We start from the raw sequence: 25,809 nt of genomic DNA, 5'->3' as shown, positions 1-25,809 counted from the left end.
CAGTGCAACAAAAAACCCCTCGTGCCGGATGGCAAGCGAGGGGAGCGCGTCGGGTGCACGGAGCGGGGACATGAGGGCCCCAACTTCAGCCGACGCGCTTTCCAAGTACGAGAATTCGGGTGCGCATGGCACTGACCCTCCCTCCGGCGGGAGGGGGATGTCAAGTGGGTGGGACGGGCGTCTCATTATGTGAGCCTCTCCGGATGGCCATCGAGCCCCCGGACGAACCACCGGCCAAGGCGGGCTGGACCGCCCCACCCGGTACTTGGAACGTACCGCGCACGAGCGCCCGGCGCAGCCTGTATTCGTCGAGCGGGCCGGAAAACGCCACTCCCTGGCCATGGCTGCACCCCATGGCGCGCAGGGCCATCGCCTGCTCGGGCAGATCCACCCCGTCGGCCACCGACTGCATGCCCAGATCGTTTGCAATGCGCAAGAGACCGGCGGTGATCTTGCGGAGGCGGGCGGACTCGACCACCCCCTCGACCAGGCCCCGGTCCAGCTTGAGGATGTCCGCCGGCAGCCGGCGCAGGGCCCCGATGCCCGCGTACCCGCTGCCGAGGCAGTCGAGGGCGATCAGGACGCCGAGCCGGCGCAGGGCGGCCAGGCGCCGCTCCAGCTCCTCGCAGGGGACTGCGGTGTCGCTCTCGGCCAGTTCGATCACCAGGGAGCCGGGCGGCAGCCCGTGGCGCTTGAGCAGGGCCTCCACGGAAGCCGGGGGCACGGCCCGCTCCAGCAGCCGCCGGGCGCCGATCCGGACGGCGACCGGTACGTCGTGCCCGGCCCGGTGCCGCTCGGCGGCCTGGCCGAGGGCCTCCTCCAGCAGCCGGCCCCCGAGCTCCTCTGCCCGGACGGGGCCCGCGGCGGGGCGGGGCGCCGGTACGCCCACCGGGCCCGTGGCGGGGCCCTCGCCGTACTCGGCGACCCGGAGGAACTCGGCGGGGGTGAACAGGACGCCCTGCGGCGAGCGCCAGCAGGGCTGGGCCGCCACGGCCGTGACCTCCCCGGTCTCCAGGGAGACCACGGGCTGGTGCAGCAGGGCGAACTCGCCCTCGCGCAGGGCGCTGCCCAGCCGGCCGGCCAGGTCCACCCGCCGGACGATCTCGGCCTGCATCTGGGGGGCGTACAGCTCGACGCGGTCCTTGCCGCCGGCCTTGGCCCGGTACATCGCGAAATCCGCGTTGCGCATCAGGTCCGAAGGGGTGATGCCGGGGTCGGCGAAGGCCACGCCGATGCTGGCGGCGACCCGGACCTCGCTGCCGCCGATCCGGTACGGCCGGGAGAGCGTGGTGCGCAGCCGGTCCGCGATCTCTTGGACCTGGTACTCGCGGGCGCTGCGGTCGCGGCTGCCGTCGCCGATGATCAGCGCCGCGAACTCGTCCCCGCCGAGGCGGGCGGCGGTGTCCCCGGCGCGGACGGAGTCCTGGAGCCGGCGGGCGGCCTCGATCAGCAGTTCGTCGCCGGCCTGGTGGCCGATGCTGTCGTTGACCGCCTTGAATCCGTCGAGGTCGATGAAGAGCACGGCGGTGCTGTGGTCCCCCGCGCGCCGGCCGGTCAGGGCCTGGCGCACCCGGCGGGTGAACAGGGCCCGGTTGGGCAGGTCGGTGAGCGGGTCGTGCTCGGCGCTGTGCTGGAGCTGCGCCTGGAGGCGGACCCGTTCGGTGACGTCGCGACTGTTGAGGATGAGGCCGCCCTGGTGGCGGTTGACGGTGGACTCGACGTTCAGCCATTCGCCGCTGCCGGACTTGAAGCGGCATTCGATGCGGGTGGTCGGCTCCTCGGCGGGCGGTGCGGCGAGGAAGCGGCGCACCTCGTGGACCACCCGGCCCAGGTCGTGCGGGTGGATGAGGGTGGCGAGCTCCGTCCCGACGAGCTCATCGGCCTCCCGGCCGTAGACCCCCGCGGCGGCGGGGCTGACGTAGCGCAGGGTGCCCGTGGGCGCGGCGATCATGATGACGTCGCTGGAGCCCTGGACCAGGGAGCGGAAGTGGTTCTCCTTCTGCGCCAGCTCCTGGGTGAGCGCGATGTTGTCGATGAGCATGATGCCCTGCCGGATGACGAGGGCGAGGACGACGGTGCAGCCGGTGAAGACGACGACCCGGTCGACCTTCCGGCCGTCCACCACGTTGTAGAGGATCCCCAGGGTGCAGACGGCGGCCGCGAGGTACGGCGTGAGTGCGGGCAGCGAGCCGGTGATCGGGCGGCTGACCGGGCGGTCGGGGTGGGGAAGGGGCCGGTCGGGGACGCCGGGGCCCGCTGTGATTCTCCGCGCGCCCCAGGGTGCGTACGCGAGGAGCAGCGAGCCGGCGAACCAGCCGGCGTCGAGCAGTTGCCCCGACTGGTAGCCGGCGCTCAGCAGCGGCGAGGTGAACAGGGCGTCGCTGAGCACGGTCAGGGCCAGGGCCGCGATGGCGGTGTTGACGGCCGAGCGGTTGACCTCGGAGCGCCGGAAGTGCAGGACCAGCACCATGGAGACGAGGGCGATGTCCAGCAGCGGGTAGGCGAGGGAGAAGGCGGCCCGCGGGACGCTGCCGGGGGCGCCCGACTGGGCGGTCCGCGCCGCGTTGGCCAGGGCCAGGCTCCAGGACAGGGTCAGCAGGGACCCGCCGATGAGCCAGGAGTCGAGCGCGAGGCAGACCCAGCCGGCCCGGGTGACGGGGCGTTTGGCCAGGACGAGCAGGCCGACGATGGCGGGCGGGGCGAAGCAGAGGAAGGCGAAGTCGGCGAGGGAGGGCTTGGGCATGGGCGCGCCGAGGACCACCTCGTACCAGCCCCAGATGGCGTTGCCGCAGGCGCCCATGAGGGAGGAGAAGGCGAACAGCAGCCAGGCCGGGCGCTCGCGGCTGTCGATCGCCCGTGCGTACGAGTAGCAGGAGACGGCGGCGAGCAGCGCGGCGGCGCTGAGCCCGAAATCGCCCATGACCTCGGCGAGTTCCTGGGAGCCCCAGCCGAAGGCGGCGCCGATCGCGTACCCGGCGCTGATGAGGGCGAGGAGCAGCTGCATCAGCAGCCTCCTGCCGCCCCGGCAGATGGGCGGCCGGGTCAGCAGGGCCGCCCCGTGCGCACTCACCGGTCCCCCTCGCCGGCTGATTCCGGCGCTCCCCGTCGTCGCTTCCGGCGGCTGTGCCGCAGCGGATCCTTCGTCCATTGGCCGTGCATCGCCCGTCGCCCCCCAAAGTGTCCGATCACCCCAGCGCCAGACGTTCGTGGCGCAGCCCCTTGTTCCGGACGATACACCACTTTCGTCACTCAGGGACATAGATGCTGTACTCTGCGTTACCAATTGGGGAGTTGTTGCCACTGAGTGCATCCGTGCGGATGCGGAGGGTGTGCGATCATATGCGCGGACGGGGCTGCGCAGGCGGGGCCGCGCGGGCGCGTCAGTCGGTGATCAGGACGGTGTTCTCGAGGGGGTCCCCGGCGGCGAACCGGGTCAGCTGACGGACCACCAGGCGCTTGGCGCGTGGCTCGAAGGCGCTGCTGCTGCCGCCGACGTGGGGCGTGATCAGCACATGCGGAGCATGCCACAGGGGGTGCCCGGCGGGCAGCGGTTCGGGATCGGTGACGTCGAGCGCGGCGCGCAGCCGGCCCGCTTCCAGTTCTGCGAGCAGGGCGGCGGTGTCGACCACGGGACCGCGTGCCACGTTCACGAGGAGCGCGCCGTCCTTCATGCGGCCGAGGAAGTCCGCGCCGGCCAGGCCGCGCGTCTCCTCGGTCAGCGGCGTGGAGAGGATCACCACGTCGGCCTCCGGGAGGAGGCGGGGCAGTTCGGCGAGGGAGTGGACCGGGCCGCGCGTGGTGGCGCGCGCCGAGCGTGCGACCCGCGCGACCCGCGCGCACTCGAAGGGCGCGAGCCGGTCCTCGACGGCCGCGCCGATGGATCCGTAGCCGACGATGAGGACGGACTTGTCGGCCAGGGCGTCGTAGAACCCGCCCCGCCACTGCTCGCGGTCCTGGCCTCGCACCATGCCGGGGATCCCGCGCAGCGAGGCGAGGACGAGGGTGAGCGCGAGCTCGGCGGTGCTCGCCTCGTGGACGCCGCGGGCGTTGCACAGCCGGACGCCCGGGCGCAGCAGGTCGAGGCCGCCGAGGACGTGGTCGACCCCTGCCGTGAGCGTCTGGACGACCTCCACCTCGGGCATGGCCGCCAGCGGGCGCAGCGTGACCTCGGGCGACTTCATGTACGGGGTGACGTAGAAGGCGCAGGCGGCCGGGTCGGCGGGGAAGTCGTCCTCGCCGTCCCAGTGGCGGTAGTGGAAGGAGTCGGGGAGGCCCTCGACCTCCTCGGCGGGGAACGGGAGCCAGACGTCCGCGGTCTTTGCAGTCATGATCACGAGGCTATGCCAAGGGATCCTTGATCAACCCGTTAGTTTGAGGGCCGGACGTGGAGGGGGACGCACGGGTGGAGCGCAGGTCGATCGGGGCGGGGGCGCTGTCGGTGGGCGCCGTCGGGCTCGGGTGCATGCCGATGAGCTGGGCGTACGCACCGTCGCGGCGGCGCGGCGAGGATGCGATGGCCGCGGTGCACACGGCGCTGGACCTGGGGGCGAACCTGCTCGACACGGCGGACCTGTACGGGCCGTTCACCAACGAGCTGCTGCTCGGGCGGGTGCTGCGGGAACGGCGGGCCGAGGCGTTCGTGTCGGCCAAGGTGGGGCTGCGGGCGGGCGAGCAGCACGTGGTGGCCTGCGGGCGGCCGGAGTACCTGCGGCGGGCCTGCGACGCATCGCTGCGGCGGCTGCGCACGGACGTGATCGACCTGTACCAGCTGCACCGGGTGGACCCGGAGGTCCCGGTGGAGGAGACCTGGGGTGCGATGGCGGAGCTGGTGGCCGCCGGGAAGGTGCGGGCGCTGGGGTTCTGCGCGCTGGGTGCAGGCGCCGGGCCGGGCGCGGGGCGGCGCGGGGACCGGGCGTACGGGACGACCCTGCGCCACCTGGAGCGGGTGCAGCAGGTGTTCCCGGTCAGCGCGGTGCAGGCGGAGCTGTCGGTGTGGTCGCCGGAGGCGGCGCGGCTGCTGCTGCCGTGGTGCGCGGCGCGCGGGGTGGGGTTCCTGGCGGCGATGCCGCTGGGCAGCGGGTTCCTGACCGGGACGCTGACGCCCGGCCAGGGGTTCGAGTGGGAGGACGTGCGGGCCCGGCACCCACGGTTCACGGCGGAGTCGATGGCGCAGAACCAGGTGCTGGTGGCGGGGCTGCGGCGGGTGGCCCGGCGGCACGGTCCCCGGGTGACGGCGGCGCAGGTGGCGCTGGCGTGGGTGCTGGCCCAGGGGGCGCAGGTGGTGCCGGTGCCGGGGGCCCGGCGGGCGTGCTGGGCGGCGGAGAACGCGGGTGCGGCGCAGCTGCGGCTGGCGGCGGAGGACCTGGCGGAGATCGAGGAGCTGCCGGCGGCCGTGGGGGCCTGGGACTGAGCCCGGCCGACAACCACTCGATCGAGTGTACGAGTGGCGGAACTTCGGGTGCGGCGGCAGGTGTTGAAGCGGGTGGAAGGCACCGATCGCGGAGACGGCCGCAGGACCGGAGGGGAGCAGGGCGATGCGACGGGGACGGGTGCAGGAGCAGGCGGACCGGCGGGTTCGGAGGCGGGTGCAGGAGCGGGCGGACCGGCGGATTCGGGGGCGGTCGCGCGGGGTGGTGGCGGCGGTGGCGCTGGCCGGGTGTGGGGCCCTGCTGGCGGCGGGATGCGGGCCGGCGCGGCCACCGGGTGCCGCGCCGAGCGGTTCGCCGCCGACCGCGCGGAGCGGCGCGGCGGCGTCCCCGGGCGGCCCGTCGGGATCCGCGCAGCCGTCCGGGCCGTCGGCGCCGCCCGCGCCGCCCGCCAAGGGGGCCGTGACGGTGACCGGCGAGATCGCCAAGGACCTCGAGTCGCCCTGGGGCCTGGCCCCGCTGCCGGACGGGGACCTGCTCGTCGCCTCGCGGGACCGGGGCACGATCAGCAGGGTGGCGGTCGCCACGGGGCAGGTGACGCAGATCGGGAAGGTGCCCGGGGTGGACCCGGGCGGTGAGGGCGGGCTGCTGGGGCTGGCCCTGTCGCCTTCGTTCGCCTCGGACCGGATGGTGTACGCGTACTTCACGACCGAGTCCGACAACCGGATCGCCCGGATGCGGTACGACGAGCACCGGGAGCCGGGACAGCAGCTGGGCGCACCGGACACCGTGCTGCGGGGCATCCCCAAGGGGGTCGTCCACAACGGCGGGCGGATCGCGTTCGGCCCGGACCGGATGCTGTACGCGGGCACGGGCGAGACGGGGAACACGGCGCTCGCCCAGGACCGGAAGTCGCTGGGCGGCAAGATCCTGCGGATGACCCCGGACGGGCGGCCGGCGCACGGCAATCCGGAGCCGGACTCCGTCGTCTACTCGTACGGCCACCGCAATGTGCAGGGACTGGCCTGGGACGGAGAGAAGCGGCTGTGGGCGGCCGAGTTCGGCCAGCACACCTGGGACGAGCTGAACCTGATCGAGCCCGGCGGGAACTACGGCTGGCCCGAGGCCGAGGGCACGGCGGGCAGACCCGGCTTTCGCGACCCGGTGGCGGTCTGGAGGACCGACGAGGCCTCCCCGAGCGGGATCGCCTGGGCGCAGGGCTCGGTGTGGATGGCCGCGCTCAAGGGCGAGCGGCTCTGGCGGATCCCGCTCGCCGGGACGAGGCCGGCGGCCGAGCCCGAGGCCTTCCTCCAGGGGCAGTACGGCCGGCTGCGGACGGTGGTCTCCCTCGGTGGGGACAAGCTGCTGCTGGTCACGAGCGAGACGGACGGGCGCGGATCGCCGCAGCCGGGCGACGACCGGATCCTGACCCTGACAGTGCGGTGACCGACACGGCCCCGGGGAGGGGCGGAAGGCACGGTGGCGCGGTGTTCAACATGATCGAGGAGCTGTTCAACCCGGGACGCAGGCATACGGACGAGGAGCGCAAGCGGCTGGAGCTGTCCCGGACCGACGTCGGCGACGGCGATCCGGGACGGGGCCCGATAGACCTGGACTCCGGCAAGGTGCTCATACGCCTCGAGGAGCAGCCCCCACCGCAGGAGTGACCGGCCCGAACAGGCGCAGCCGGTGGGCGAGGGCGGCCGCTTCGCCGCGGCCGGCGACGCCCAGCTTGGCCAGGATGTTGGACACGTGGACGCTGGCCGTCTTCGGGGAGATGAACAGCTCCTCGGCGATCTGGCGGTTGCTGTGGCCGGCGGAGACCAGGCGCAGGACGTCGCGCTCGCGGCTGGTCAGGCCCAGGGCCTCGGCCGGGTCGGTGTCCGGTGCGGACAGGGCCGCGGGGGTGTCGGCCACGGTGAGCGGGAGCCGGGCGCGCTGTGCCAGCAGCGCCAGGTCCTCGCGCAGCCGGCGTGCGCCGAGCTGCTCGGCGGTGGCATGGGCGTCGCGGAGCAGGGCGGCCGCGGGCTCCCGGTCGCCGCCGGCGGCCAGCATCGCCTCGGCGAGCCGGTGGCGGGCGCGGGCCAGCAGGTACGGGCGCTCCAGCGGGCGGACGGCCTCTTCCACGGCGGTCCAGTCGGGGACGGTGTCCCGGGCCTCGGCGCGCAGCAGTTCGGCGCGGAAGAACTCGGCGTGGGCGGTCCACAGCGGCGCCGGCGTGACCAGCTTCCGGGCGGCGTCGCGCAGGACGGCCAGGGCGGCCTCGCGGCCGGCGTCGGCCACCGGCAGGCCGCGGGCGTCGGCCTCGGCGCGGGCCGCGGCGAGCAGCAGCGGCCAGGCGTAGCGGTGGTGGCCGAGCGGGAAGCCGTGGTCGATCGCGGCGGCGACCTCCGTGCGGACGTCGGCGATGCGGCCCTCGCCGGCGGCCACGCCGACCGCGAGGCGGAAGAGGGGTATGCGGTGCTGGGGCTGGGGGTCGTGGGTGCCGAAGTTCTCTATCGCGGCGGCGAGCTGGGTGGCCGCCTCGGTGAGCTCCCCGCGGGCCAGGGCGAGGTAGGACAGCCGCGCGGAGGCCGCTCCGCGGGGGGCCGCGCTCTGTCCCACCTGCAGGGCGCGCCGGGCGGCTTGGGCGGCCTCGTCCCAGCGGCCGAGGCTGTACAGGCTCTCGGCCATGTTGCCCATGATCCACGCCTCGGTGTCCAGCAGGCGTGACGTCTTGACCAGCCGGGCTCCCTCTTCGGCGAGGGTCACGGCCTCCAGGGACCGGCCGATGCTTTCCAGTTGGGAGGAGAGGTTGATATGTGCACGACCGACCAGTGTGAAGAGGCCGAGTTCGCCGGCCCGCTCCTTGACCGCGTGCATCTCGGCGAAGCCGCGCTCCGGGTCGCCGGCGTCCGTGAGCATGCAGCCCACGGTGATCCGGGCGTTCAGCTCGATCTCCTCGGCGCCGACCATGCGGGCGTAGCCGACGGCGCGTTCGGCCGCGGCGAGGTTGCCGGGGCCGGGGTCGTGGAGCATGCCCCAGCCCGCGGCCCGGACCAGGACCTCCGCGTGCACCTGGGACGGGGGCAGCCCCTTGACGAGCTCCTGGGCCTTGGCGAGCTCCTCCCAGCCGTCCCCGCGGGCCAGGCTGGCGACCAGCCGCGAGCGCTCGGTCCAGAACCAGGCGGCCCGCAGCGGGTCGTCGTCCTCCTCCAGCAGGCGCAGCGCCGTCTTGGTGATCTTCAGGGCGCGTTCGCGTTCGCCGCCGAAGCGGGCGGCGACGGTGGCCTCGGCGAGCAGGTCGAGGCGCTGGAGCGGGGTGGTGGCCGGGTCGCAGCCGCAGGGCGGGTACACCTCGGTGTAGTCGGCGGGGCGCAGGACCTGGCGGACCTCTTCGGGTGCGCTCTCCCACAGGTCCAGCGCCCGGTCCAGCAGCCGCAGCTGCTCGGAGTAGGCGTGCCGGCGGCGGGCGGCCACCGAGGCGGCGAGCACGGCGGGCAGGGCCTTGGCGGTGTCGTTGGCGTAGTACCAGTAGCTGGCCAGCCGGATGATCCGCTCCTCGGCCCGGATGAGGGTGTCGTCGGCCTCCAGGGCCTCGGCGTAGCGGCGGTTGACGCGGGAGCGCTCGCCGGGCAGCAGGTCGTCGCTGACGGCCTCGCGGACGAGGGAGTGGCGGAAGCGGTAGCCGTCGCCGTCGGAGGTGGGCAGGAGGATGTTGGCGCCGACGGCGGCCCGCAGTGCCTCGATCAGCTCGTCCTCGCTGAGCCCGGCGACGGCCCGCAGGAGCGGGTACTCCACGGTGGAGCCGCCCTCGGCGACGATGCGGACCACGCGCTGGGCGGCCTCCGGGAGCACCTCGACGCGGACCAGCAGCAGGTCGCGCAGGGATTCGGTGAGTCCGGCGCGGCAGCCGCTCTCCCGGCAGGCGGCGAGTTCCTCGACGAAGAAGGCGTTGCCGTCGGAGCGGTCGAAGACGGAGGCGACGAAGGCCTCGTCGGGCTCCTCGGCGAGGATCCCGGCGAGCTGGCGGCGCACCTCGGCCCGGTTGAAGCGGGGCAGTTCGATGCGCTGGACGGTGCGCAGGCGGTCGAGTTCCGCGAGGAGCGGGCGCAGCGGGTGGCGGCGGTGGATGTCGTCGGCCCGGTAGGTGGCGACGAGGACGAGCCGGCCGCTGGTGAGGGTGCGCAGGAGGTAGGACAGCAGGTGCCGGGTGGAGGTGTCGGCCCAGTGCAGGTCCTCCAGGACCAGGACGACGGTGCGCTCGGCGGCGAGCCGCTCCAGCATCCGGACCGTCAGTTCGAAGAGCCGGGCGGTGCTCTCCTCGTCGTGGGGGCCGCGCAGGGTCTCGCCGAGCTCGGGCAGGATCCGGGCGAGCTCGTCCTCCTGTCCGGCGGCCGCGGCGGCCAACTCCTCGGGGAGCAGCCGGTGCAGGGTGCGCAGGGCCGTCGAGAACGGGGCGAAGGGAAGCCCCTCCGCCCCGATCTCCACGCATCCGCCGACGGCCACCACGGCGCCGTGCCGTGCGGCCTCGCCGAGGAACTCCTCGGTGAGGCGTGTCTTGCCGACTCCGGCCTCTCCCCCGATGAGCAGCGCCTGCGGCTCCCGGGCGGCGGCGCGCGCCAGTGCGTCGGTGAGTACGGCCAGTTCGTCGGCTCGGCCGACGAACACCGGGCTGACAGATCTGGTCTCCACGCCGCCGAGCATCGCACAGGAGGCCTGGTCGGCGGCACCGTGATTCCGTGCGCTTCTCATCACGCGTCAGTCCCCCCTGCCCGCACCGCTGTTCAGGCGGCGCGGGTGAAGCGGCTGCGGCCTTCCCTCACCGTCCCTTCGGGTTCCTGGCTGCGCGTCGGGACCCGGTGCGCCTTGCTCGCGGCCCGCGCCAGGCGGTACGCCTCGGCCTCGCGCAGGAGGTCGGCGCGGCGGAGGGTGGCCAGCTCGTACTCGAACATCTCGTTCTCCCTGGTGGTGTTTCTCGGAGCACCTCGTTCGGTGTGATCCAAGATTCGCGTCCCAGGGGGTGCCGGCACATCGGGCGCATGCCGCATGTGTCCGGGCGGGGGGTCCTTAGTCCCGGGGCCCCGGGCGGCCGGGGCGGCCCGGGGGTGCTTAGGAAAGGCCCTAGGCGGCCTTGGGGAGGGAGACGAGGAGGTCGAAGTACATGAGGCCGAAGAGCAGGATGCCGAGGGCGCCGAGGGCGACGGCGGCCCAGGCGACGGCGCGGACCCAGGCGGGCAGGGCGCGGTCGGGGGCGGTGGCGGGGGCGGCGAGGGCCGGGCGGGCCAGCACGAACACGGCGAGGAGGAGGGCGAGGGTGGACAGGACTCCGTTGACGAGGGCGGTCGTGTGCCAGGCGTCGCCGTACAGGGCGGCGATCTTCGCCTCGGTGGTGGTGGCGTTGACCGATTCGATCTGGCCGATGAGGGTCTGGCGCTCGGCCAGGACGCGGGAGACCCAGCTCCCGCTGAGCGCGACGAGGGCGAGTCCGGCGGCGACCACGGCCCCCGCGCCAGACCCGACGCCGACCGGCTCGGCGTCGTCCGACTCCCCGAGTCCGGCAACCTCGGCGTCCTCGTCCGCCCCGCCCACCTCATCGGCCTCGGCGGCCCGGTCCGCCGCCCCGTCGGCCTCCTCGGCCGCTCGGTCCGTCCCGGCGGCCTGGTCGGCCTCGGCGGGGGCGGCGGTGCGGTCGGTCGTGATGTCGGCTGCCTCGGGGGTCTCCGCCTGGTCGGCGGTGGGGGCGGTGTTACGGGCGGTCTTCGTGGTGTCCATGGGGGGCACGGTAGGCGGCTTGTCTGAGAGGGGTCTGAGAACCAGGCCGGGGGTGCGGTGCGCTGCGCGCAGCCCCTCCCCGCCCCGCCCTTTCACCGTTTCCCGGGGCTCCGCCCCCGGACCCCTCCCAGCGCTTTGCGGCCCGGGGGCCCAGGGCCGGGCGGGCCCGGGCGCGGGGTCAGGCGGTGGGGGGCCATTCGGGGGCGAGGACGGACCAGAGTTCGGTGTCCTGGCGGACGCCGCGGTGGGGGTGGTTCTGCCGCAGGACGCCCTCGCGGGTCATGCCGAGCCGCTCGGCAACGGCAAGACTCTTCTTGTTGGCCGCGGAGGCGTACCACTCGACCCGGTGCATCCCCCGCTCGTGGAAGGCCCAGTCGATCAGGACCCGGCAGGCCTTGGTCACCAGGCCCCGCCCGGCCGCCGCCGGCTCCAGCCAGCAGCCGACCTCGCAGGTGCCGCTCTGGGCGTCGAAGGTGCGGAAGAGGACGCCCCCGACGAGGGTGCCGTCGACCCTGATGCCGTAGATGCGCCCGCCGTCGGCGGCCGCCTTCTGCGCGTACGCGGACAGGAAGCTGCGCGCCGACTCCAGGTCCGTGACCACGTCCGGCAGGACGATGTGCTGCCCGATGTACTCCCGCCCGCGGTCCATGTGGATCAGGAACTCCTCGGCGTGCCGGGGCTCCAGGGGGAACAGCCGGGCGTCGTCGGCGAGGGCTGTGGAGAACATGCGGCTACGTCCTTGGGTCTCGTGCGGCGGGCTGCCGGATCCGGCGGTTGCCGGATCACCGGGAGGGGGCAGCCGGCTCGGCGCCGTCCTCGCTCGTGGCGGGCTGCGCGCCGGTCCGCTGCGCGGGCAGTGTCGCATGCACGCGGCGTTCGGGGGCCTCGATGCTGATCCTCGGCAGCCGGCGGTCCAGCCAGGCGGGCAGCCACCAGTTGGCGCCGCCGAGCAGGTGCATCAGGGCCGGGACGAGGAGGGTGCGCAGCACGAAGGCGTCGAGGGCGACGGCCGAGGCGAGCGCGATGCCGAACATCGCGATGATCCGGTCGCCGCTGAGCACGAACGCCAGGAAGACGGAGATCATGATGACGGCCGCCGAGTTGATCACCCGGCTGGTCTCGGCGAGGCCGACGCGGACGGCCCGCCGGTTGTCGCCGGTCTCCAGCCATTCCTCGTACATGCGGCTGACGAGGAAGACCTGGTAGTCCATGGAGAGCCCGAACAGGACCGAGACCATGATCACCGGCAGGAAGGGTTCGATCGGCCCGGCGCTGCCCAGGCCCAGCAGCTCGCTGCCCCAGCCCCACTGGAAGACCGCGACGACGACACCGAAGGAGGAGGCGACGGCGGCCACGTTCATGGCGGCGGCCTTGAGGGGGACGCCTATGGACCGGAAGGCGAGCAGCAGCAGGACGCAGCCGAGGGTGATGACCACGCCGACGAAGAGGGGCAGCTTGCCGATGATGACGTCGGCGAAGTCGTCGTAGCCGGCGGTCACGCCGCCGACGTGGACCTCCATCGTGCTGCCGTGCCGGGCGCGCGGGATGACGTCCTCGCGCAGGGCGGTGACCAGCTCGCTGGTGGCCCTGGACTGCGGGGAGGAGTCGGGGATGACGGTCACGACGGCGGTGTCGCCACTGCGGTTGAAGACGGCGGGGCCGGCGGAGGCGACGTGCTCGGTGGTGCGCAGCGCCTCGGCCAGGCGCCCGACGGCGAGCCGGTCGCCGGCTCCGTCGAGGCGGGCGACGACGGTGAGCGGGCCGTTCACTCCGGGGCCGAAGCCGTCGGCGAGCAGGTCGTAGGCCTGCCGCGTGGTGGCGGTCTCGGGGTTGTTGCCCTGGTCGGAGGTGCCCAGGTGGAGCGAGAGGGTGGGCAGGGCCAGGCCCGCCATGACGAGGGCGGCCAGGGCACCGAGGATCTTGGGGTGGCGCTCGACGAAGGCCGACCAGCGGGCGGCGAACCCGGTGGGCAGCTCGGGCTGCGGGCCGTCGGCGGCGAGCTTGCGGCGCTCGCGGCGCGACAGGGCGCGGCTGCCGATGTACGACAGGAGCGCGGGCAGCAGCGTGACCGAGGCGGCGACGGTGAGGACCACGGTGAGCGAGGCGGCGACGGCCACGCCGCCGAGGAAGTTCAGGCGGAGCACCAGCATGCCGAGCAGGGCGATGCAGACGGTGGCGCCGGCGAAGACGACGGCCCGGCCGGTGGTGGCGACCGCCCGCTCGGCGGCATCCTCCACGTCGAGGCCCCGTTTGAGGCCCTTGCGGTGGCGGGTGACGATGAACAGCGCGTAGTCGATGCCGACGCCGAGGCCGATGAGGGTGCCGAGCATGGGGGCGAAGTCGGCGACCGCCACGGCGTGCCCGAGCAGGGTGATGCCGAAATAGGCGGTGCCCACGCTGACCAGGGCGGTCGCGATGGGCAGCAGGCTCGCGGCGAGGGAGCCGAAGGCGAGGAAGAGGACCAGGGCCGCGACGGCCACGCCGATGACCTCGGCGAGGTGGGCGGTGGGCGCCTCGGTGAGGCCGATGGCGCGGCCGCCGAGTTCGACGCGCAGGCCGTCCGTCTCGGTGGCCGGGTTCTTCGCGGCGTCGACCACGGCCTGGGCCTGCGCCTTGGGCACGGAGTCGGCCTGCCGGTCGAAGGTGACCACGGCGTACGCGGTGCGCCCGTCGGCGCTGATCTGCGCGGCGCTCTCGGGGCCGGGGCCGTACGGGCCGGCGACGGAGCCGACGCCGGGGAGCCGGGCGACGGTGTCGAGGGCCCGGGTCATGCGCTGCTCGACCGCGGGGGTGCGGGCCGTCTGGTGCTCGGGGGTGCGCCACACGATGGTGTCGGTGTCACCGCCCTGGCCGTGGAAGCCCGCGCGCAGGAGGGCGTTGGCCCGGCTGGACTCGGTGCCGGGGACCTCGTAGTCGTTGGAGAACGCCGCTCCGGCGGTGGCGGCGGCCGCGGCGGTCCCGCCGAGGGCGAGCAGCCAGATCAGGACGGCCACCAGGCGGTGCCGCATGCACCACCGTGCGATTGCTGCCAACGGACGTGCTCCCTGGTGGTTCGGATCTTTACCGGGAGGCGGCCCGACGCAAAGAACGCTAGAACTCGTGAAGGCCGGCCGACGGCCCCGGAGGATCGCCCCGGGGCCCGGCCAAGATGGTCTGCAACCGCCACGATCGCAGCGTTTCGTGATCGTTGGCCCGTTTCGTGTGCATCGTCACAGGGACGGGTGCACGGCCCCGTCCGGTTCGCCGACCCGGTAGCCGGGGATGGAGGGCCAGCGGACCGTCAGGACGACCGACTCCTCCTCCGCGTACCAGGAGTGGTCCGTGCCGCGGCCCCAGACCACGTAGTCGCCCTGCTCGTCGAGGACGACGCTGCGGCCGGGGAACTCCATCCGGAACCGCCCGCTGATCAGGACGAGCAGGGCGGTGCGCTCCTCCCCCGTCGTCCACTGCGCCCGCTCGTCGCCCTTCGGGTGGACGCCCCACTTGATCTCCACGTCCTTGCTGTGGCGCGGGTCGCCGGAGTCCTTGAAGTGGCCGAGGAGCCAGCCGCGGTCGGTGGCGGCGTCCGGGGCGGCCTTGCCGATGTAGAGGGAGTCGTCGTTCACGGGGCGAGGCTAATGCAGTTGCGGGGGCCTCCCGTCCGGTGATCAGCTGCGGTCGATGAATACCGATGAGCTGCAGAGGATCCGGGCGGAGTACGACCGCGAGGTGCGCCGGGACGCACGGCCGGACGCGGCCGGGGCCCGGGTGGAGCGGGTGGGGGCCGTCGTCCGGCAGACCGTGCCCGGGCCCGGGTGGAACGGCGTGCTCTGGTCGGACCTGGACGGGGCCACGGCTGACGCGGAGATCGCCTCGCAGGTGGCGTACTTCGCGGGGCGCGGCGCCGACGACTTCGAGTGGAAGCTGTACGGCCACGACCGGCCGGCGGACCTCGGCGCGCGGCTGCGGGCGGCGGGCTTCGTACCGGAGCCGTCCGAGACCGTGATGGTGGGGCGGGTGGAGGAGCTCGCCGCGCTGCCGGTGGAGCCCCCGGAGGGGATCACCCTGCGCACGGTGACGGACGAGGCCGGTGTGGATCTGATGATGGAGGTCCACGCGGGCGCCTTCGGGACGCATCGGCCCCGCATCCGGCACCTGATGCTCACCCTGCTGCGGGAGGAGCCGGAGACGATCGCGGCGGTGGTGGCGATGGCCGGCGACACCCCGGTGAGCGCGGCCCGCATGGAGATGCGTCCGGGCTGCTCCTTCGCGGGACTCTGGGGCGGCGGCACGCTGCCGCAGTGGCGGGGCAGGGGCATCTACCGCCTGCTGGTGGCCCACCGGGCCCGGATCGCGGCCGAGCGCGGCATCCGCCACCTGAACGTGGACGCCTCCGAGGACAGCCGCCCGATCCTGGAGCGCCTGGGCTTCGCGGTGCTGGGCACGACGGTGCCGTACGTGTGGCAGGCGGGCGGCAGCGGGCCCGGCGCCGCGTAGCCCTCTTTCGCAACGGAGCCGTCTTCCACGGCGCACCCGTCTTCCACGACGACTCGACCCGACGCAGCCCCCAGAAGGAAGGACCACCCCATGGAGCGAACCCCTCCGCCCCTGACCGGGAACGAACGCGAGACCCTGCGCGCGTACCTCGACTACCACCGGGCCACCCTCGCCTGGAAGTGCGAGGGGCTAGGCGACGAGGAGCTGCGCCGCGCCTCGATGCCGCCGTCCACGCTGAGCCTGCTGGGCCTGGTCCGGCACATGGCCGAGGTGGAGCGCCACTGGTTCCGCCGCACCCTGGGTGGGGAGGACGTCCCCCACCTGTGGTCGGACAGCCACGACTTCCAGGCCGCCTACGACGCCACGGGCGCCACCCGCGAGGAGGCCTTCGCGGCCTGGCGGGCGGAGGTCGAGCACAGCCGGCGCGTCGAGGCCGCGGCGGCCTCGCTTGACGTGACGGTGCACGTGCCGTCGTGGAAGGAGGACGCCTCGATGCGCCTGATCATGCTCCACATGATCCACGAGTACGCCCGCCACAACGGCCACGCGGACTTCCTCCGCGAGGCCATCGACGGGACCACGGGCGCCTGACCCCACCCTCGCACCCCATATAGTTAGGGAAGCCTTACCTAAACACATGGGGACTGGGGGACGAGTGTGAGCCTTGTGACCGACGCGGACGACCGGGCGGACGACGGGCCGGACGACTGGGAGCTGTACCGGGACGATTGGGGCATCCCCCATCTCCGCGCCCCCGACGCCCTCCGCCTGGCCTACGCCCAGGGCCGCGTCACGGCCCTGGACCGCGCCTGGCAGCTCGAGGTCGAACGCCACCGCTCCCAGGGTTCCAGCGCGGCCTTCCTCGGCCCCGAGGCGGTCGCCTGGGACCGGTTCGCCCGGCAGAGCCGCCTCGACGACACGGCCCGCCGCTGCCACGAGGAGCTCGACCCGCAGACCGCCGCCTGGGTCGGCGCCTACGTGGACGGGGTCAACGACGGCCTCGCCGCCGGCGCCGCCCGCGACGAGCGCTTCGCCCGCACCGGCCACACCCCCGTCCCGTGGGAGCCGTGGGTTCCGCTCGGCATCTGGGTCGCCACCCACATCCTGTTCGCCGGCTTCGCCACGAAGCTGTGGCGGGAGCGGGTGGCCCGCGCCCTCGGGGACGAGGCCGCCACCCTCTTCGCCACCGACGGACCCGGCACCGCCGGCAGCAACGGCTGGCTCGTCCCGGGCGACCGGACCGCCAGCGGCTCGGCGATCATCGCGGGCGACCCGCACCGGTTCATCGAGGACCCGGGCGTCTACCAGCAGATCCGCCTTTCCTGCCCCGAGTACGACGTCCTCGGCCTGGCGGTGCCCGGCGTCCCCGGGCTCGGCCACTTCGGGCACACCGGCAGCGCCGCCTGGGCGATCACCAACGCGATGGCCGACTACCAGGACCTGTACGTAGAGCAGCTGCGCACCACCGCGGACGGCGCGGGCATCGAGGCGCTGGGCCCCGGCGGCACCTGGGAGCCCGTCCACCGTCACACCGAGACCATCGCCGTCGCCGGAGCCGAGCCCGTCGAGGTCGAGGTCCTGGAGACCGCCCGCGGCCCGGTGATCACCCGCGCGGGCGTCGACGGCGCCCCGGAAACCGGCGGCACGGAAACCGCCGCCGCAGAAACCGCTGCCGCAGAAACCGCCGCCCCGGACGCCGGTGCCGCCGCTCCGGACGCCTCCGAGCAGACCCTCTCCCTGCGCTACCCGCCCCGCGTCCGCCGCGACCTCGGCTTCGCCGTCCTGCCCGCCCTGCTGCGCGCCCGTACCGTCGCCGACATCGACCGCGCCCTCGACGGCTGGGTCGAGCCCGTCAACGTGGTCCACGCGGCCGACTCCGCGGGCGGCCTGCTGCACCGCGCAGCCGGCAAGGTCCCGCTGCGCGATCCGGCCAACCGGCTGCGCCCCGTGCCCGCCTGGGACGCCCGCCACGCCTGGCAGGGCTGGGCCGAGACCCCCGCCGAGCCGGTGCAGGGCTTCGCCGTCATGGCCAACGCGCGCGGGATCGCCTCCCCGCTCGGCGTGGAGTTCGCGCCCCCGCACCGCGCCGACCGCATCCGCGCGCTGCTCTCCGGCTCCGCGCAGTGGTCCCCGGAGGCGATGGCCGACGTACACCGGGACACCTACCTGGCCTCGGCCGAGCCGCTGCTCGCCCTGCTGCCCCCGCCTGCGGGCCTGACCCCCGCCGCGCAGGCGCTGCGCACCCGGCTGCTCGCCTGGGACCGGCACATGGAGTCGGACAGCGCCGAGGCGACGCTCTTCGCGGCGCTGCGCACCGCGACCGTCCGCCGCCTCGCCGCCGACCCCGCCCTCGCCGCCCTCGCGGCCGCACCGACCGGGCCCGAGGTGTTCCACCCGTGGCTGTACCTGCTCCCCCGCGTCGGCTACGCGCTGGAACACCTGCTGGCCACCGGCCTGCTGCCCGGGCTCGACCGGATGGCGCACGTACGCGCCGCCCTGGAGGAGACGGCCGCGGCGGGCGCCCCCGACACGCCGTGGTCGCAGGTGCACCGCCTCGCGCCCTGGTCGGCCCTGCCGGATCCGGAGGCCGAGTGGCCCGGCCTCGGCGGCGACCACGACTGCGTGAACGCCACCTCCTCCGTCCCCGGGTTCACCGATCGGTGCGCCCGCGCCTCCGCGGCCCGCTACGTCTGGGACCTGGCCCGCCGCGAGGACAGCCTGTGGGCGGTCCCGCTCGGCGCGGACGGCGTCACCGGATCGCCCCACCACCGCGACCAGCTCCCGCTGTGGGCGCGGTGCGCACTCGTCCCGGTCGTCACCGACTGGACCCGGCTCAGCAAGGACTCAGCATGACCACCACCGCCCCCGCTCCCGCCCCGGCCGTGTCCTCCCGGCAGCCCGTGTACACACAGGCCGTCGAGGGCTTCGGCACCCTCACCTTCACCCCCGTCGACCCCGCCGCCGACTCCGCGCTGATCCACAGCTGGGTCACCGAGGAGCGGGCCCGCTTCTGGGGCATGGCCGGGGCCGACCGCGCCCTCGTCCAGGAGATCTACGAGGACGTCGACCGCCGCACCACCCACCACGCCTTCCTGGCGCGCCGCGACGGCAGGCCGGTCGCGCTCTTCCAGACGTACGACTGCGCCGAGGACCGGGTGAGCGAGTGCTACGAGGTGCAGCCCGGCGACACCGGCGTGCACCTGCTGCTCGGCCCGGTGCAGGGCGCGGCCGAGCCCGGCTTCAGCGCCCGGCTGATCGAGGCCTTCCTGGCCTTCGTGCTCGCGGACGGGACCACGCGCCGCATCGTCGCGGAGCCCGACGCCCGCAACGACAAGGCCGTGGCCCGCCTGGAGCGGACGGGCTTCGCCCTCGGCCCGGAGGTAGAGCTCCCGGAGGTCGACCTGCCGGAGGTGTACCTCCCGGCGAAGCGCGCCCGCCTCGCGTTCCTCACCGCGCCGGGAAGTCGGTGACGAGCTCCGCACACTCGGCCGGGCGCTCCAGGAGCGGAAGGTGCCCGGTGGGCAGCTCCGCGACCTCGGTGCCCGGGCCGCCTTCGTCGGCGCACCGCCGCCCGCCGGCCGTCAGACCGCCATGACCTGTACGTCGTACTGCTCGATCCGCTCGTCGCGGGTGGCGAGCGTCAGGCCCTCGATCTGAGCCTGGGCGACGAGGAGTCGGTCGAACGGATCCCGATGGTGCTGCGGCAGTCTGCCCGCCCGCACGCCGTGCCCCGCAGTGATCGGGAGCGAGGTGAACTGGCTGTCCCTGACGCGCTCCGCCAGGTCCTCGGGGGCCCGTCAGCTTCCCGAGCGGCTGCTTGATGGCGATCTCCCACGGCGACACGGCGCTGACGTACACCGCCGGCTCTGTGTCCAGCAGGTCCTTGATCTCCCCGGACAGCTCGGCCGAGTCGGCCAGCCACCACAGGACGACCTGCGTGTCGAGGAGGAGCCTCATCACCGCATCCCGAAGGCATCGGCGATGTCGTCGGGCAGCTCGTCGAAGTCGTCCGGAATGTGGATCGCGCCCGCAAGGGACCCGCGGCCCGTTCGCCGGACCTTGGGCCGCAGGGGAACCACCTCGGCAACGGGTTCGCCCGCCTTGCTGATCACCACCTCTTCGCCGGTCGCCACCTGCTCGAGGATCCGGGAAAAATGGGTCTTGGCCTCGTGAACGTTGTACTGCCGAGCCGCTTCCACGACTGCCTCCTGTCGGAGCGACGGGTGGACTGAGCGACGGGTGGACTAACCGATGGACTAAAGGTAGCCCGTCGCGTCGCAATCCGTCGGCGGAAAGCAGAGTGGCCCGCACCGGAAGTCCCGGTGCGGGCCACTCTCATGCACAACGATCCGTCGGATCAGCCCTCGGAGACGCCGAGCTTCTCCAGGATCAGCTCCTTGACGCGGGCCGCGTCGGCCTGGCCGCGCGTGGCCTTCATGACCGCGCCGACCAGGGCGCCGACGGCGGCGACCTTGCCGCCGCGGATCTTGTCGGCGATCGCCGCGTTGCCCGCGATGGCCTCGTCCACGGCCGTGCCGAGCGCGCCCTCGTCCGAGACGACCTTCAGGCCGCGCTTCTCGACCACCTCGTCCGGGGTGCCCTCGCCGGCGAGGACGCCCTCGATGACCTGGCGGGCCAGCTTGTCGTTGAGCGAGCCGTCCGCGACCAGGGCCGCCACCCGGGCCACCTGGGCCGGGGTGATCGGCAGCTCGTCGACGGAGACGCCCTGCTCGTTGGCGTTGCGGGCCAGCTCGCCCATCCACCACTTGCGGGCGGCAGCCGAGTCGGCGCCCTCCTCGATGGTGGCGACGATGGACTCCACCGCACCCGCGTTGAGGATGGACTGCATGTCGTGCTCGCTGACGCCCCACTCCTCGCGGAGGCGGTTGCGGCGCACGCGCGGCATCTCGGGCAGGCCGGCGCGCAGCTCCTCGACCCACTCACGGGCCGGGGCCACGGGGACCAGGTCGGGCTCCGGGAAGTACCGGTAGTCCTCGGCGTTGTCCTTGATGCGGCCGGAGGTGGTGGAGCCGTCGTCCTCGTGGAAGTGACGGGTCTCCTGCACGATCGTGCCGCCGGAGGACAGCACGGCCGCGTGGCGCTGGATCTCGAAGCGGGCGGCGCGCTCGACGGACCGCAGGGAGTTGACGTTCTTCGTCTCCGAGCGGGTGCCGAACTCCTTGGTGCCGTTCGGGCGCAGCGACAGGTTCACGTCGCAGCGCATCTGGCCCTTGTCCATCCGGGCCTCGGAGACGCCGAGGGCCTTGATGACCTCGCGCAGCTCGGCGACGTACGCCTTGGCGACCTCGGGGGCCCGCTCGCCCGCGCCCTCGATGGGCTTGGTGACGATCTCGATGAGCGGGATGCCGGCGCGGTTGTAGTCCAGCAGGGAGTGGGACGCGCCGTGGATACGGCCGGTGGCGCCGCCGACGTGCAGCGACTTGCCGGTGTCCTCCTCCATGTGGGCGCGCTCGATCTCCACGCGGAAGACCTCGCCGTCCTCCAGCTGGACGTCGAGCCAGCCGTTGAAGGCGATGGGCTCGTCGTACTGGGAGGTCTGGAAGTTCTTCGGCATGTCCGGATAGAAGTAGTTCTTCCGGGCGAAGCGGCACCACTCGGCGATCTCGCAGTTCAGCGCGAGACCGATCTTGATCGCGGACTCGACGCCGATCGCGTTGACGACCGGCAGGGAGCCGGGCAGGCCGAGGCAGGTGGGGCAGGTCTGGGTGTTGGGCTCGGAGCCCAGCTCGGTGGAGCACCCGCAGAACATCTTGGTCTTGGTGCCGAGCTCGACATGGACCTCCAGGCCCATGACGGGGTCGTACGACGCGAGGGCTTCCTCGTACGACAGCAGTTCGGTGACGGTCACAGTGAAACTTCCTTCTCAGCCCAGCAGGACGTCGTCGTCACCGAAGCGCTTGAGCTCGCGGTACAGGATCGCGAGGCCGGTGACGATGGCGGCGGCGGACACAACGGCGTCGATGAGCTGAAGCGTGTCGTTCTCGGTGCGGGCCTTGCGGGCCTGCTTGATCACGCTGATGGCACCGAAGGCGGTGGTGCCGATCGACAGGTACGTACCGGACTTGGACTTCTTGAAGCCCTTGGCCTTGGTCAGTGCACTCACAGCGACGGAGCCTCCTCAAGCAGCGGGTGACCCCAGCGCTCGACGAAGGCGGCCTCGACGGCGGCACCGACCTTGTACAGGCGGTCGTCCTTCATCGCCGGGGCGATGATCTGCAGTCCGACGGGCAGGCCGTCCTCGGGCGCCAGGCCGCAGGGCAGCGACATGGCGGCGTTGCCGGCCAGGTTGGTCGGGATGGTGCACAGGTCGGCGAGGTACATCGCCAGCGGGTCGTCGGTGCGCTCGCCGATCGCGAAGGCGGTGGTCGGGGTCGTCGGGGAGACGATCACGTCGACCTGCTCGAAGGACTTCTCGAAGTCCCGGGTGATCAGCGTGCGGACCTTCTGGGCCGAGCCGTAGTACGCGTCGTAGTAGCCGGAGCTGAGCGCGTACGTGCCGAGGATGACGCGGCGCTTGACCTCGTCGCCGAAGCCGGCCTCGCGGGTGAGGGCGGTGACGTCCTCGGCGGAGCGGGTGCCGTCGTCGCCGACGCGCAGGCCGTAGCGCATGGCGTCGAAGCGGGCCAGGTTCGAGGAGCACTCGGACGGCGCGATCAGGTAGTACGCGGCCATCGCGAGGTCGAAGGACGGGCAGTCCAGCTCGACGATCTCGGCGCCCAGCTCCTTGAGGAGCTCCACGGACTCGTTGAAGCGCTGCACGACGCCGGCCTGGTAGCCCTCGCCGGCGAACTGCTTGACGACGCCGACGCGCATGCCGGCGACGGAGCCGTTGCGGGCCGCCTCGACCACCGGGGGCACCGGGGCGTCGATGGAGGTGGAGTCCAGCGGGTCGTGGCCGGCGATCACCTCGTGCAGGAGGGCCGCGTCCAGGACCGTACGGGCGCACGGGCCGCCCTGGTCGAGGGAGGACGAGAACGCCACCATGCCGTAGCGGGAGACGCCGCCGTAGGTGGGCTTGACGCCGACGGTGCCGGTGACGGCGGCGGGCTGGCGGATGGAGCCGCCGGTGTCCGTGCCGATGGCCAGGGGCGCCTGGAAGGCGGCCAGCGCGGCCGCGGAGCCGCCGCCGGAGCCGCCGGGGATGCGGGTGAGGTCCCACGGGTTGCCGGTGGGGCCGTACGCGCTGTTCTCGGTGGAGGAGCCCATGGCGAACTCGTCCATGTTGGTCTTGCCGAGGATGACGACGTCGGCTTCCTTCAGCTTGCGCGTCAGGGTGGCGTCGTACGGCGGGATCCAGCCTTCGAGGATCTTCGAACCGACGGTGGTCGGGACCCCGACGGTGGTGAAGATGTCCTTGAGGGCGAGCGGGACGCCGGCCAGCGGGCCGAGCTTCTCGCCGCGCTCGCGCTTGGCGTCGACGGCGCGCGCCTGGGCGAGGGCGCCCTCGCGGTCGACGTACAGGAAGGCGTGGACCTTCTCGTCGGTCGCGTCGATGCGGGCCAGGTGGGCCTCGGTGACCTCGACGGCCGTGAGCTCGCCGGAGGCGATCTTCTCGGCGGTCTCGGCTGCCGTGAGCTTGATGATGTGGGTGTCGGCCATGGTGATTAGTCCTCCCCCAGGATCTGCGGCACCTTGAAACGCTGCTGCTCCTGGGCAGGAGCGCCGGAGAGCGCCTGCGCGGGGGTGAGCGACGGTCGGACCTCGTCCGCGCGCATGACGTTGGTCAGCGGCAGCGGGTGCGAGGTCGGCGGGACGTCTTGGTCGGCGACCTCGGACACGCGGGCGACCGCGCCGATGATGTCGTCGAGCTGTCCGGCGAAGTGGTCGAGCTCTTCGCCGGACAGTTCCATACGCGCCAGCCGAGCGAGGTGGGCGACCTCCTCGCGCGAAATGCCAGGCATGCAGCGATCCTCTGGGGTTGGAAATTCTGGGTTGGAACCAATCCTAGAGGGAGCCGCCGCCTTGCAGCGCATCAGTATTCACCCGGGAGCACCGGGCCCGTACGGCCGACGGGCCCGGGCGCCGACCGGTTCCCCCTGCGGCCGGTGTCACGGGGTCGGGGTGTCCGAGGCCGCGGCCGACAGCTCCGCGGTGATGTCCGCGGGGCGGCGCCAGCCGCGCTCGCCGCGGGCCAGCAGCCAGGCGGTGGCCTCCTGCGGGGGCATGGCGGCGGCGACCAGCCAGCCCTGGACGGCGTCGCAGCCGAGGTCGCGCAGGCGCTCCCAGGTCTCGTCGTCCTCCACGCCCTCGGCGACGACGAGCAGGCCGAGGGAGTGGGCGAGGTCGACGGTGCAGCGGACGATCTCCGCGTCCTGGGCGTCGACCGCGAGCCGTGCCACGAACGAGCGGTCGATCTTCAGCTCGCTGACCGGGAGGCGGCGCAGGTGGACCAGGGAGGAGTAGCCGGTGCCGAAGTCGTCGAGCGACATCTTCACCCCGTGCCCGGTCAGCCCGGCCATGGTGTCGGCGGCGCGCTGCGGGTCCTCCAGCAGCACGTGTTCCGTTATCTCCAGCTGGAGCCCGCTGGCGGGGACCCCGTGCCGGGCGAGCCGGGCCGCGACCGCGCCGGCGAAGCCGGGGGTGTGGACGTCGCGCGGCGAGACGTTGACGGCGACGGGGACCTTCAGGCCCTGGGCGCGCCAGCGGGCCACCTGGGCGAGGGCGGTCTCGAGCACGTACTCGGTCAGGTGGGGCATCAGCCCGGAGGTCTCGGCGATCGCGATGAACTCGTCCGGGGAGACCCGGCCGCGCTCGGGGTGGACCCAGCGCACGAGGGCCTCCAGGCCCGCGACCTGGCCGTCGAAGCGGACCTTGGGCTGGTAGTGGAGCTCCACCTCGCCGGCGTCGAGGGCCCGGCGCAGGTCGCCGAGGAGGCCGAGCCGGTCGGGGGTGTTGCTGTCGCGCTTTGACTCGTACACCTCGACGCCCGTGCGGTCCCGCTTCGCCTGGTACATGGCGACGTCGGCGCGGCGCAGCAGCCCCTCGGCGTCCAGGGCGTGGTCGGGGAAGACGGCGAGGCCGGCGCTGGCCTCCAGGACGAGGGTGAGGCCGTCCAGGTCGAGGGGCGAGCTGAGCTCCGCGACCAGGTGGCGGGCGACGCGCTGGGCGCTGGTGGTGGAGTCGGCGACGGGCAGGAGCACGGCGAACTCGTCGCCGCCGAGGCGGGCGGCCTCGGCCTCCTCGGGCAGGGCCTGGCGCAGCCGGGCGGCGATCTGGAGCAGGAGCCGGTCGCCCGCGAGGTGGCCGAGCGTGTCGTTGACGGCGCGGAAGCGGTCCAGGTCGATCAGCACAAGAGCCGACCGGGTGCCCAAACGTTCAGCCTCGTCCAGGGCGGACCAGGCCCGCTCCAGGAGCCACTGCCGGTTCGGCAGCCCGGTCAGCGGGTCGCGCAGCTGCTCCTCGGCGCGGGCCCGGGCGATCCACAGCGTGGAGTCCAGGGCGATCAGGGGTACGGCGAACAGCGGCAGCAGCACCGGCTGCGTGACGGCGACGACGCAGATCAGCGGGGCGATGCCGAGGAGGGCGACGGCCACTAAGGCCTGCCGCAGCAGTGCGGTGCGGGCTGCGGTGGGCAGCCCGCCGCCGCGCGGGGCGAGCGAGAGCCAGAGCAGCGCCCTGGTGACCAGCAGGTAGGCGACGGCGACGAGGATGACCTCGGGGGCGGCGTCGAGCCCCCAGGCGGTGGGCTTCCACGGCGCCTCGACGGTGGGCGCCTCGCCGAACGCGGCGAGGACGAGGGCCGCCGCGCCGATGCCGAGGATGTCGGTGGCCCCGTGCAGCAGGCCCTGGCGCCAGCGGTGCCGGCGTGCGGCCCCGACCAGTGAGACCACCGCCAGCGAGACGAGCCCGGCGGGCACCCAGCCGTAGAGGATGAGCACGCCGAGGGTGAGGGCGGCGCCCGATCCGGTGCCGCCCCACCAGCGGTCGCGGCCGAGGGCGACCAGGTGGCCGACGATGATGCCGGTCAGCAGGGCGAGCGCCCAGCCGACCGCGCCGCCGGGGAACAGGGCATGACGGTCGCTCAGGGCGGAGACGATGCCGACGGCGAGGACCACGGCGGACAGGCCCACGACGGTGGCGGGCAGCACGGTGCGCTGCTTCGCCCCTCCCGGTCCCGCTCCGGTCTCGAGCGGGTGGACGTCCGGTGTCCTGGCACCCAGGACACCGAGCCGGCCCGTCCGCATGGGCGGGA

At 73.6% G+C, this 25,809-nt stretch carries 21 protein-coding genes and 1 pseudogene; 7 read left to right on the top strand and 15 right to left on the bottom strand.

Translation table 11 applies throughout. The features are described from left to right. Positions 1 to 160: 160 nt before the first annotated feature. Entirely contained in the window at positions 161 to 3,004 is a 2,844-nt protein-coding gene (locus tag AB0F11_RS00665) for an EAL domain-containing protein (protein WP_362166804.1), read from the bottom strand. Between the two features lie 376 nt (positions 3,005 to 3,380). Next, on the bottom strand, positions 3,381 to 4,328 hold the full coding sequence (locus tag AB0F11_RS00660) for a 2-hydroxyacid dehydrogenase (RefSeq protein WP_362166642.1): 948 nt from the start codon (positions 4,326 to 4,328) through the stop codon (positions 3,381 to 3,383). A 74-nt stretch (positions 4,329 to 4,402) separates the two neighbouring features. Here AB0F11_RS00660 and AB0F11_RS00655 point away from each other — a divergent pair, with 74 nt between their 5' ends. The 3 genes from AB0F11_RS00655 to AB0F11_RS00645 all read left to right on the top strand — a co-directional run bounded on the left by AB0F11_RS00655 (position 4,403) and on the right by AB0F11_RS00645 (position 7,033). After that, the gene (locus tag AB0F11_RS00655) at positions 4,403 to 5,410 is read left to right on the top strand and encodes an aldo/keto reductase (protein ID WP_362166802.1); all 1,008 of its coding nucleotides are present in this window, start codon (positions 4,403 to 4,405) and stop codon (positions 5,408 to 5,410) included. Positions 5,411 to 5,666: 256 nt separating this feature from the next. Next, a complete protein-coding gene (locus AB0F11_RS00650; RefSeq protein ID WP_362166800.1) occupies positions 5,667 to 6,812 on the top strand; it encodes a PQQ-dependent sugar dehydrogenase in 1,146 nt (381 codons plus the stop codon). 41 nt (positions 6,813 to 6,853) lie between these two features. After that, positions 6,854 to 7,033 (top strand): DUF6191 domain-containing protein, encoded by a 180-nt coding sequence (locus AB0F11_RS00645; protein ID WP_362166640.1) that lies wholly within the window; start codon positions 6,854 to 6,856, stop codon positions 7,031 to 7,033. On the opposite strand, the gene AB0F11_RS00640 is transcribed toward AB0F11_RS00645, so the two are convergent. The 6 genes from AB0F11_RS00640 to AB0F11_RS00615 form a co-directional block, all read right to left on the bottom strand. Further along, entirely contained in the window at positions 6,996 to 10,052 is a 3,057-nt protein-coding gene (locus AB0F11_RS00640; protein WP_362166798.1) for an AAA family ATPase, read from the bottom strand. The two genes, AB0F11_RS00645 and AB0F11_RS00640, sit on opposite strands and share 38 nt — an antisense overlap. Positions 10,053 to 10,132: 80 nt before the next feature. Continuing rightward, positions 10,133 to 10,300, bottom strand: a complete 168-nt coding sequence (locus tag AB0F11_RS00635; RefSeq protein ID WP_362166638.1) for a hypothetical protein — start codon at positions 10,298 to 10,300, stop codon at positions 10,133 to 10,135. A gap of 169 nt (positions 10,301 to 10,469) precedes the next feature. Next, on the bottom strand, positions 10,470 to 11,120 hold the full coding sequence (locus AB0F11_RS00630) for a hypothetical protein (RefSeq protein WP_362166636.1): 651 nt from the start codon (positions 11,118 to 11,120) through the stop codon (positions 10,470 to 10,472). A 178-nt stretch (positions 11,121 to 11,298) separates the two neighbouring features. After that, positions 11,299 to 11,847, bottom strand: coding sequence for a GNAT family protein (locus tag AB0F11_RS00625; protein WP_362166634.1), 549 nt, complete (start codon positions 11,845 to 11,847; stop codon positions 11,299 to 11,301). Positions 11,848 to 11,902: 55 nt separating this feature from the next. Continuing rightward, complete coding sequence (locus AB0F11_RS00620; RefSeq protein ID WP_362166632.1) at positions 11,903 to 14,152, bottom strand: MMPL family transporter; 2,250 nt, start codon at positions 14,150 to 14,152, stop codon at positions 11,903 to 11,905. Positions 14,153 to 14,329: 177 nt separating this feature from the next. After that, positions 14,330 to 14,725: a signal peptidase I gene (locus AB0F11_RS00615; protein ID WP_362166630.1), complete on the bottom strand. Its 396-nt coding sequence runs from the start codon at positions 14,723 to 14,725 to the stop codon at positions 14,330 to 14,332. 55 nt (positions 14,726 to 14,780) lie between these two features. Between AB0F11_RS00615 and AB0F11_RS00610 the strand changes: the two genes are divergently transcribed. From AB0F11_RS00610 to AB0F11_RS00595, 4 genes are all read left to right on the top strand, one after another. Next, the gene (locus AB0F11_RS00610; protein ID WP_362166628.1) at positions 14,781 to 15,596 is read left to right on the top strand and encodes a GNAT family N-acetyltransferase; all 816 of its coding nucleotides are present in this window, start codon (positions 14,781 to 14,783) and stop codon (positions 15,594 to 15,596) included. Between the two features lie 90 nt (positions 15,597 to 15,686). Beyond that, on the top strand, positions 15,687 to 16,187 hold the full coding sequence (locus AB0F11_RS00605) for a DinB family protein (RefSeq protein ID WP_362166626.1): 501 nt from the start codon (positions 15,687 to 15,689) through the stop codon (positions 16,185 to 16,187). Positions 16,188 to 16,253: 66 nt separating this feature from the next. Then, positions 16,254 to 18,449: a penicillin acylase family protein gene (locus AB0F11_RS00600; RefSeq protein WP_362166624.1), complete on the top strand. Its 2,196-nt coding sequence runs from the start codon at positions 16,254 to 16,256 to the stop codon at positions 18,447 to 18,449. Then, positions 18,446 to 19,066: a GNAT family N-acetyltransferase gene (locus AB0F11_RS00595; RefSeq protein ID WP_362166622.1), complete on the top strand. Its 621-nt coding sequence runs from the start codon at positions 18,446 to 18,448 to the stop codon at positions 19,064 to 19,066. Before AB0F11_RS00600 ends, AB0F11_RS00595 begins: the two co-directional genes overlap by 4 nt. 111 nt (positions 19,067 to 19,177) lie before the next feature. Here AB0F11_RS00595 and AB0F11_RS00590 read toward each other — a convergent pair. The 7 genes and pseudogenes from AB0F11_RS00590 to AB0F11_RS00560 all read right to left on the bottom strand — a co-directional run bounded on the left by AB0F11_RS00590 (position 19,178) and on the right by AB0F11_RS00560 (position 25,702). Continuing rightward, positions 19,178 to 19,553 (bottom strand): annotated as a pseudogene (locus AB0F11_RS00590) (type II toxin-antitoxin system VapC family toxin). Further along, positions 19,553 to 19,795: a type II toxin-antitoxin system prevent-host-death family antitoxin gene (locus AB0F11_RS00585; protein ID WP_362166621.1), complete on the bottom strand. Its 243-nt coding sequence runs from the start codon at positions 19,793 to 19,795 to the stop codon at positions 19,553 to 19,555. The pseudogene AB0F11_RS00590 and the gene AB0F11_RS00585 overlap by 1 nt, the downstream one beginning before the upstream one ends. A gap of 158 nt (positions 19,796 to 19,953) precedes the next feature. Next, the gene (gene gatB, locus AB0F11_RS00580) at positions 19,954 to 21,465 is read right to left on the bottom strand and encodes an Asp-tRNA(Asn)/Glu-tRNA(Gln) amidotransferase subunit GatB (RefSeq protein ID WP_362166619.1); all 1,512 of its coding nucleotides are present in this window, start codon (positions 21,463 to 21,465) and stop codon (positions 19,954 to 19,956) included. Positions 21,466 to 21,480: 15 nt separating this feature from the next. Next, positions 21,481 to 21,720 carry a hypothetical protein gene (locus AB0F11_RS00575; protein WP_361918659.1) on the bottom strand — a complete coding sequence of 80 codons (240 nt, stop codon included), beginning with the start codon at positions 21,718 to 21,720 and terminating at the stop codon, positions 21,481 to 21,483. After that, positions 21,717 to 23,222, bottom strand: a complete 1,506-nt coding sequence (gene gatA / locus AB0F11_RS00570; RefSeq protein ID WP_362166795.1) for an Asp-tRNA(Asn)/Glu-tRNA(Gln) amidotransferase subunit GatA — start codon at positions 23,220 to 23,222, stop codon at positions 21,717 to 21,719. Before gatA ends, AB0F11_RS00575 begins: the two co-directional genes overlap by 4 nt. Next, positions 23,222 to 23,518, bottom strand: coding sequence for an Asp-tRNA(Asn)/Glu-tRNA(Gln) amidotransferase subunit GatC (gene gatC / locus AB0F11_RS00565; RefSeq protein ID WP_114054294.1), 297 nt, complete (start codon positions 23,516 to 23,518; stop codon positions 23,222 to 23,224). Before gatC ends, gatA begins: the two co-directional genes overlap by 1 nt. A 147-nt stretch (positions 23,519 to 23,665) precedes the next feature. After that, on the bottom strand, positions 23,666 to 25,702 hold the full coding sequence (locus AB0F11_RS00560; RefSeq protein ID WP_362166793.1) for a bifunctional diguanylate cyclase/phosphodiesterase: 2,037 nt from the start codon (positions 25,700 to 25,702) through the stop codon (positions 23,666 to 23,668). Between the last annotated feature and the right edge of the window lie 107 nt (positions 25,703 to 25,809).

Origin of the sequence: Streptomyces sp. NPDC032472, assembly GCF_040636955.1 — a bacterium.
Classification (GTDB): Bacteria; Actinomycetota; Actinomycetes; order Streptomycetales; family Streptomycetaceae; genus Streptomyces.
The sequence above is the reverse complement of the archived record's forward strand: the minus strand, read 5'-3'. Positions and strand labels throughout refer to the sequence as shown.